At 70.1% G+C, this 6605-nt stretch carries 7 protein-coding genes; 5 read left to right on the plus strand and 2 right to left on the minus strand.

The features are described 5' to 3' along the window. The first annotated feature begins 254 nt into the window (after positions 1-254). Genes BST14_RS21505 through BST14_RS21515 form a run of 3 tightly spaced genes read left to right on the plus strand, consistent with a single transcriptional unit; the run spans position 255 to position 3024 of the window. On the plus strand, positions 255-656 hold the full coding sequence (locus tag BST14_RS21505) for a cytidine deaminase (RefSeq protein ID WP_083066392.1): 402 nt from the start codon (positions 255-257) through the stop codon (positions 654-656). Beyond that, positions 656-1939 carry a thymidine phosphorylase gene (locus BST14_RS21510; RefSeq protein ID WP_083066384.1) on the plus strand — a complete coding sequence of 428 codons (1284 nt, stop codon included), beginning with the start codon at positions 656-658 and terminating at the stop codon, positions 1937-1939. Before BST14_RS21505 ends, BST14_RS21510 begins: the two co-directional genes overlap by 1 nt. Then, the gene (locus tag BST14_RS21515) at positions 1936-3024 is read left to right on the plus strand and encodes an adenosine deaminase (protein ID WP_083066385.1); all 1089 of its coding nucleotides are present in this window, start codon (positions 1936-1938) and stop codon (positions 3022-3024) included. The genes BST14_RS21510 and BST14_RS21515 overlap by 4 nt, the downstream gene beginning before the upstream one ends. 18 nt (positions 3025-3042) lie before the next feature. Here BST14_RS21515 and BST14_RS30140 read toward each other — a convergent pair whose 3' ends face one another. After that, positions 3043-3513 (minus strand): hypothetical protein, encoded by a 471-nt coding sequence (locus BST14_RS30140; RefSeq protein ID WP_158085912.1) that lies wholly within the window; start codon positions 3511-3513, stop codon positions 3043-3045. A gap of 48 nt (positions 3514-3561) precedes the next feature. Beyond that, the gene (locus BST14_RS21525) at positions 3562-4272 is read right to left on the minus strand and encodes a GntR family transcriptional regulator (RefSeq protein ID WP_083066387.1); all 711 of its coding nucleotides are present in this window, start codon (positions 4270-4272) and stop codon (positions 3562-3564) included. A 140-nt stretch (positions 4273-4412) separates the two neighbouring features. On the opposite strand from BST14_RS21525, the gene BST14_RS21530 reads away from it, so the two are divergent. Both BST14_RS21530 and BST14_RS21535 read left to right on the plus strand, forming a co-directional pair. Continuing rightward, complete coding sequence (locus tag BST14_RS21530) at positions 4413-5438, plus strand: cupin domain-containing protein (RefSeq protein ID WP_083066388.1); 1026 nt, start codon at positions 4413-4415, stop codon at positions 5436-5438. Between the two features lie 54 nt (positions 5439-5492). Continuing rightward, on the plus strand, positions 5493-6500 hold the full coding sequence (locus BST14_RS21535; RefSeq protein ID WP_083066389.1) for a VWA domain-containing protein: 1008 nt from the start codon (positions 5493-5495) through the stop codon (positions 6498-6500). Positions 6501-6605: the final 105 nt, after the last annotated feature.

Here is a 6605-nt window from a genome sequence, read left to right on the forward strand (position 1 = left end):
GTACAGCGTCCGTGGTGGCCTGCGCTTGCGCGAGGAAGCCGGTGCCGCCGGATCCGCGGTTGTCGGTTGCGCGGTTGTCGGTTGCGTAGTCACCCCAGTCCTCACCGCCTTCTTCCGGCTTCAACGTCGGTCACGCCGGGCACTTGAGCTTAGCTCGCACACGCTGTGACTTGCGCCAATGTGTCCGTCAAGCGAAAAGCCGTATTGCGGCTAGGGTAACTGTCGGATCGGCGATGGGTGAGCGGGGTTTCGTGATGCCGGAGATCGACTGGAAGATGTTGCGGGACAAGGCAATAGATGCCGCTGCGGGTGCCTACGCACCGTACTCGCTTTTCCGGGTCGGGGCGGCCGCGCTGGTCGATGACGGCCGGGTGGTGACCGGGTGCAATGTGGAGAACGTCTCATATGGCCTTGGTCTCTGTGCCGAATGCGCCGTGGTGTGTGCCCTGCATTCGGGTGGCGGCGGGCGCTTGGTGGCGCTGGCGTGCGTGGACGGGCGGGGCTCGGCGCTGATGCCGTGCGGGCGGTGCCGTCAGGTGCTGGCCGAACACGGCGGCCCCGAGCTGCTGATCGACCATCCGCGTGGGCCGCGCCGGCTCGGCGACCTGCTGCCGGACGCCTTCGGGCCCGACGACCTGGCCGCAGGGCGCGGGTGATGCACCCCGCGTTCGACGCGCCCACGGTGATCAGGACCAAGCGCGACGGCGGGCGGTTGTCCGACGCCGCCATCGACTGGGTCATCGGCGCCTACACCGGCGGCCGGGTGGCCGAAGAGCAGATGGCGGCGCTGCTGATGGCGATCCTGCTGCGCGGCATGGACCGCGGGGAGACCGCCCGGTGGACGGCGGCGATGCTGGCGTCGGGCGACACGCTCGACTTCGGCGACCTGGGCCTGCGGACCGTTGACAAGCACTCCACGGGCGGGGTGGGGGACAAGATCACCCTGCCACTGGTTCCCGTCGTCGCCGCCTGCGGAGCCGCGGTCCCGCAGGCCTCGGGCCGCGGGCTGGGCCACACCGGCGGCACCCTGGACAAGCTGGAATCCATCGCCGGGTTCACCGCCGCGTTGTCCAACCGGCGCGTGCGCGACCAGCTGCGCGAGGCCGGCGCGGCCATCTTCGCCGCCGGCGACCTGGCGCCGGCCGACGCCAAGCTGTACGCGCTGCGCGACATCACCGCCACCGTCGAGTCGCTGCCCCTGATCGCCAGCTCGGTGATGAGCAAGAAGCTGGCCGAGGGGGCCGGCGCGCTGGTGCTCGACGTGAAGGTCGGCTCCGGGGCGCTGCTGGGCTCGGAGCGGCAATGCCGCGAGCTGGCGCACGCCATGGTCGAGCTGGGCGCGGCGCACGGGGTGCCCACCCGCGCGCTGCTGACGGACATGAACCGCCCGCTGGGCGCGACCGTCGGTAACGCCCTCGAGGTCGCCGAGGCGCTCGAGGTGCTGGCCGGGGGCGGCCCGCCCGATGTCGTCGAGCTGACGCTGCGGCTGGCCTCCGAGATGCTGGAGCTGGCCGGGATCGACGACCGCGATCCCGCCGACACCCTGCGCGACGGCACCGCGATGGACCGGTTCCGCCGGCTCGTCGCGGCCCAGGGCGGCGACCTGTCGGTGCCGTTGCCCGTCGGTCGGCATGCCGAGACCGTCACGGCCCCCCGGGGCGGCACAATGGGCGATATCGACGCGATGGCAGTGGGGCTGGGGGCATGGCGGCTCGGTGCGGGCAGGTCCCGCCCGGGCGAACGCGTGCAGCCGGGCGCCGGCATCCGAATCCACCGCCGCCCCGGCGAGCCGGTCACCGCCGGTGAGCCGTTGTTCACCCTCTACACCGACACCCCGGAGCGCTTCGGTGCCGCGCTCGCCGAGCTGGACGGCGGGTACAGCGTCGACAACACGGCCCCGGCCTCCCGGCCGCTGATCATCGATCGGATCGTGACATGACCACACCGCTGGGGCTCGAGCAGATCAGGAAGGCCCCCAAGGCCCTGCTCCACGATCACCTCGATGGCGGCCTGCGCCCGTCGACCGTGCTGGAGATCGCCGGGCAGATCGGCTACGACGGCCTGCCGGCCACCGACGTCGACGAGCTGGCGACGTGGTTTCGCACCCGTTCCCACAGCGGCTCGCTGGAACGCTACCTGGAGCCGTTCTCGCACACCGTCGCCGTGATGCAGACGCCCGAAGCGCTGCATCGGGTCGCCTACGAGTGCGTGGAGGATCTGGCCGAGGACTCGGTGGTGTACGCCGAGGTCCGGTTCGCGCCCGAGCTGCACATCGACCGAGGGCTGTCCTTCGACGCGATCGTCGACGCCGTGCTGGCCGGCTTCGCCGACGGCGAGAAGGCCTGCGCCGCGGCGGGGCGCCCGATCGTGGTGCGCCTGCTGGTCACCGCGATGCGGCACGCGGCGGTGTCCCGGGAGATCGCCGAGCTGGCGATCCGGTTCCGGGACAAGGGGGTTGTCGGGTTCGACATCGCCGGCGCCGAGGCGGGCAACCCACCGACGCGGCATCTGGATGCCTTCGAGTACATGCGAGACCACAACGCGCGCTTCACCATTCACGCCGGTGAGGCCTTCGGCCTGCCCTCCATTCACGAGGCGATCGCCTTTTGCGGCGCAGACCGGCTGGGCCACGGGGTGCGCATCGTCGACGACATCGAGGTGCTGGCCGACGGAAAGGTGCGGCTGGGTCAACAGGCATCCATCCTGCGGGACAAGCGAATTCCGTTGGAGCTGTGTCCCAGCTCCAACGTGCAGACCGGTGCTGTCAACAGCATCTCCGAGCATCCGTTCGATCTGCTGGCCCGCGCCCGCTTCCGGGTGACCGTGAACACCGACAACCGGTTGATGAGCGACACCTTCATGAGCCGCGAAATGCACCGGCTGGTGCAGGCTTTCGGCTACGGATGGAGCGACCTCGAGCGGTTCACCATCAACGCGATGAAGTCCGCGTTCATCCCGTTCGACGAGCGGCTGGCGATCATCGACGAGGTGATCAAGCCCCGATATGCCGTGCTGATCGGCTGAACCCGCCGGGGTTCGTCGTCAGGGGTGCCCCATCTCGCCCATGTGCATCTCGCCCAGGTGCATCCCACCATCGGGCAATTCGCCGGGCATGTGCATCCCACCATCGGGCATCGCACCCGCGGGCAGCGGGCTTGCCGGGTCCAGCGGCGGCGCGGCAGGAGGAGCCGGCGGTGTCGGCAGGGCGTACGGGCCGCCCGCGCACACCGGGTCGGCGGGCATGGCGATACAGCTCGTACTTGCCGGGCCGGTGGGCGGACCCTCGAACGGCCCGCCCTGACACTGCGCCAGCCCCGGCATGCCCACACATCGGGGATCGGAGGGGTCGGTCGGCAGGCCGGGATCCGGATCGTCTTGCGGCGCAACGGGAATGCGCCCGGGCGCCGCGCTCGCCGGGGCGGCCGCACCCGTCGCGGCGACGCCGATCAGCGCCACGGCCACGGCCGCTTTCGCCGTCGCGTCGCGAACTCCTGCGGAGATTCGCCAAGCCATCCTGCCCTCCTCCATGTGCCGCCCGGCACGGCTTGTCCGGGCCATCGATCATTTTGCGTCATGCGCGCCAAATCCGGTAGCCGATAACGGGTCCGGCCCTACCGACAGCCCCATGGCCCGCACCGTGCTGGCCAGGTGGGTCTGCACCGCCCGCAGCGCCCGCTCCAAGTCGCCGTCGCGCAAGGCTTCGGCGATACCGCGATGCTCCGCCATGATCGTGGCCACCCGATCGGGTTCGCGCAACGCCGATTCCCCGATCATCCGCATCTGACGGTCACGCAACGTCGAGTAGAAATTGGACAGGATGGCGTTGCCCGACTCTTCCAGGGTGATGGCGTGGAAGGTGCGGTCGGACTCGAGGAATTCCCGCCAGTCGGCCGCGGCCGCGGCCGCGGCCTGCCGCCGCAGCTCGCCGGATTGCCGTTGGAAGACCGTGGCCCAGACGGCGGATCCGCGTCCAACCACCTTTGCCGCCGCGAACTGCTCGAGCACCAGCCGGGCCTCCATGACCGCGCGGACCTCGCCGGGCGAGACCGGAACCACCAGAGCGCCGCGCTGCGGATACAACCGCAACAGCCCCTCGGCCTCCAGCCGCAGGAACGCCTCGCGCACCGGGGTGCGCGACATCCCCAGCGCGGTGGCGACGTCGCCTTCGCTGATCAATTCGCCGCCGGCGAATTCGCCGGTGAGAATCTGCGCCTTGACGTGGTCCAGGGCGCGATCCTTGGCCGTGCCCGCCCGCGGGCCCTTCGCCGCCATGCCACCCCACTCTTGTAGCCAAGTCGTATCTCAAGCGTGTTCATGACCGTACACCGCGGTCGCCCACCAGCGCGTTTTGCCGCTGAGATACAAGTTAGATACTATTTAGATACGAGAGCCGGAAGCGATAGGGAGACGAGATGGCCACGACGCAGATATTGACCCCGAACCTGGATCCGACGATCCCGGCGCCGATGATCAACGTGGCCGAGTATGGGTTCGAGGGCCGCTTCGACGAGTGGGCCGCACAGGCCGAGTACTTCGAGTACTCCAAGGCGGCCAACCCGATCGGGTCCGGGCGCGTCCCGCCGGTCCCGCTGCGCCGGTTCGATCCCGAGCTCTACCTCGACGCTGCGACCGGCGTGATCCCGCTGGACCTGTCGACGGAGCTGGGCATCGGTACCGGCGCGGCGACCAGCCCGGCGCTGCTGGCCAACTTCGTGCGGATCCGCGCCAACGAGCAGGTCGACACCAGCCCGAACGCCACCTCGCAGCTGTACTACGTGCTGTACGGGCGCGGCTTCGCGGCGGTGAACGGCCGGCTGATCGAGTGGGAGAAGGGCGACTTCGTGACGCTGCCCGCCGGTTGCCGGTCGGTGTTCTACGCCGCCGCCGACACGGCCATGTACTGGGTGCACGACGAGCCGCTGATGCGCTACCTGGGCGCCGAGGCCACCCAGCCGCGCTTCGCGGCAACCAAGTTCCGCCGCGCCGACGCGGTGGCCAAGCTCGAAGAGATCGCCTCGCGCCCCGGTGCCAACGAGAAGAGCCGGGTGAGCGTGCTGTTGGCCAACGCCGATCAGGAGCAGACGCTGACCATCACGCACGTGCTGTGGGCCATGTTCGGGGTGCTGCCGCCCAACCAGGTCCAGCGCCCGCATCGGCACCAGTCGGTCGCGCTGGATCTCATCCTGGACGCGCCGGCGACCGGCTGCTACACGCTGCTGGGCACCCGGCTGGACTCGCGCGGCGACATCGTCGATCCCATCCGGGTGGACTGGCGGGCCGGTTGCGCCTTCACCACCCCGCCGGGCATGTGGCACGCCCACTACAACGAGACCGACGAGCCGGCCCACCTGATCCCCGTGCAGGACGCCGGGCTGCACACCCACCTGCGCAGCCTGGACATCAAGTTCACCCAGCGGCGCGATCTCGCCGCCGGCTGATCCCCCGCCGGCGGCCCATGCACCGCCGGGGTTCGGCGCATAGGGTGGCTGGACATGAAGGTGCCCCTGTTGGGACCGGTGTCGCTGACGGGCTTCCAGAACGCCTGGTTTTTCCTGGTCCTGCTGATCGTGCTGCTGGTGATCGGGCTCTACGTCGTGCAGCAGTTCGCCCGTCGTCGCCGGGTGCTGCGCTTCGCCAACATGGAGGTGCTGGAGCGGGTCGCGCCGCCGCGGCCCAGTAAGTGGCGCCATCTGCCGACTGCCCTGCTGGCGGTCTCGCTGGTGTTGTTGACCACCGCGATGGCGGGGCCGACGTCGGACGTCCGGATTCCGCTGAACCGCGCGGTCGTGATGCTGGTGATCGACGTCTCGGAGTCGATGGCGTCCAACGACGTCCCGCCCAACCGCCTGGCCGCGGCCAAGGAGGCCGGCAAGCAGTTCGCCGACCAACTGACCCCGGCGATCAACCTGGGGCTGGTGGAGTTCGCGGCCAACGCCACGCTGCTGGTGCCGCCGACGACCAACCGCGGCGCGGTGAAGGCCGGCATCGACAGCTTGGCGCCGGCCCCGAAAACCGCCACCGGGGAGGGCCTTTTCACCGCGCTGCAGGCGATCGCGACGGTCGGCTCGGTGATGGGCGGCGGCGAAGGTCCGCCGCCCGCGCGCATTGTGCTGGAGTCCGACGGCGCCGAGAACGTGCCGCTGGACCCCAACGCCCCGCAGGGCGCGTTCACGGCGGCCCGGGCCGCCAAGGCCGAGGGCGTGCAGATCTCGACGATCTCGTTCGGCACCCCGTACGGCACCGTCGACTACGAGGGCGCCACCATCCCGGTTCCGGTGGACGACCAGACCCTGCAAAAGATCTGCGAGATCACCGACGGCCAGTCGTTCCACGCCGACAGCCTGGACTCGCTGGAGAACGTGTACTCGACGCTGCAACGCCAGATCGGCTACGAAACCGTGAAGGGCGACGCGAGCCTGGCCTGGATGCTGCTCGGCGCGTTCGTCCTGGCCGGCGCCATCCTGGCCGGGCTCCTGCTGAACCGCCGGCTGCCCGCCTAGGAGCTTGCTGAATTAGGGGTTTGTGGGGCGGGGCGTCTCGAGCCGTCTCGCGGCGTGTTGGAGTCAGACCCTCGGGTCGACAGAAAAGAGATTTCCCCGCCGGGT

Source organism: Mycobacterium arosiense ATCC BAA-1401 = DSM 45069 (genome assembly GCF_002086125.1).
Classification (GTDB): Bacteria; Actinomycetota; Actinomycetes; order Mycobacteriales; family Mycobacteriaceae; genus Mycobacterium; species Mycobacterium arosiense.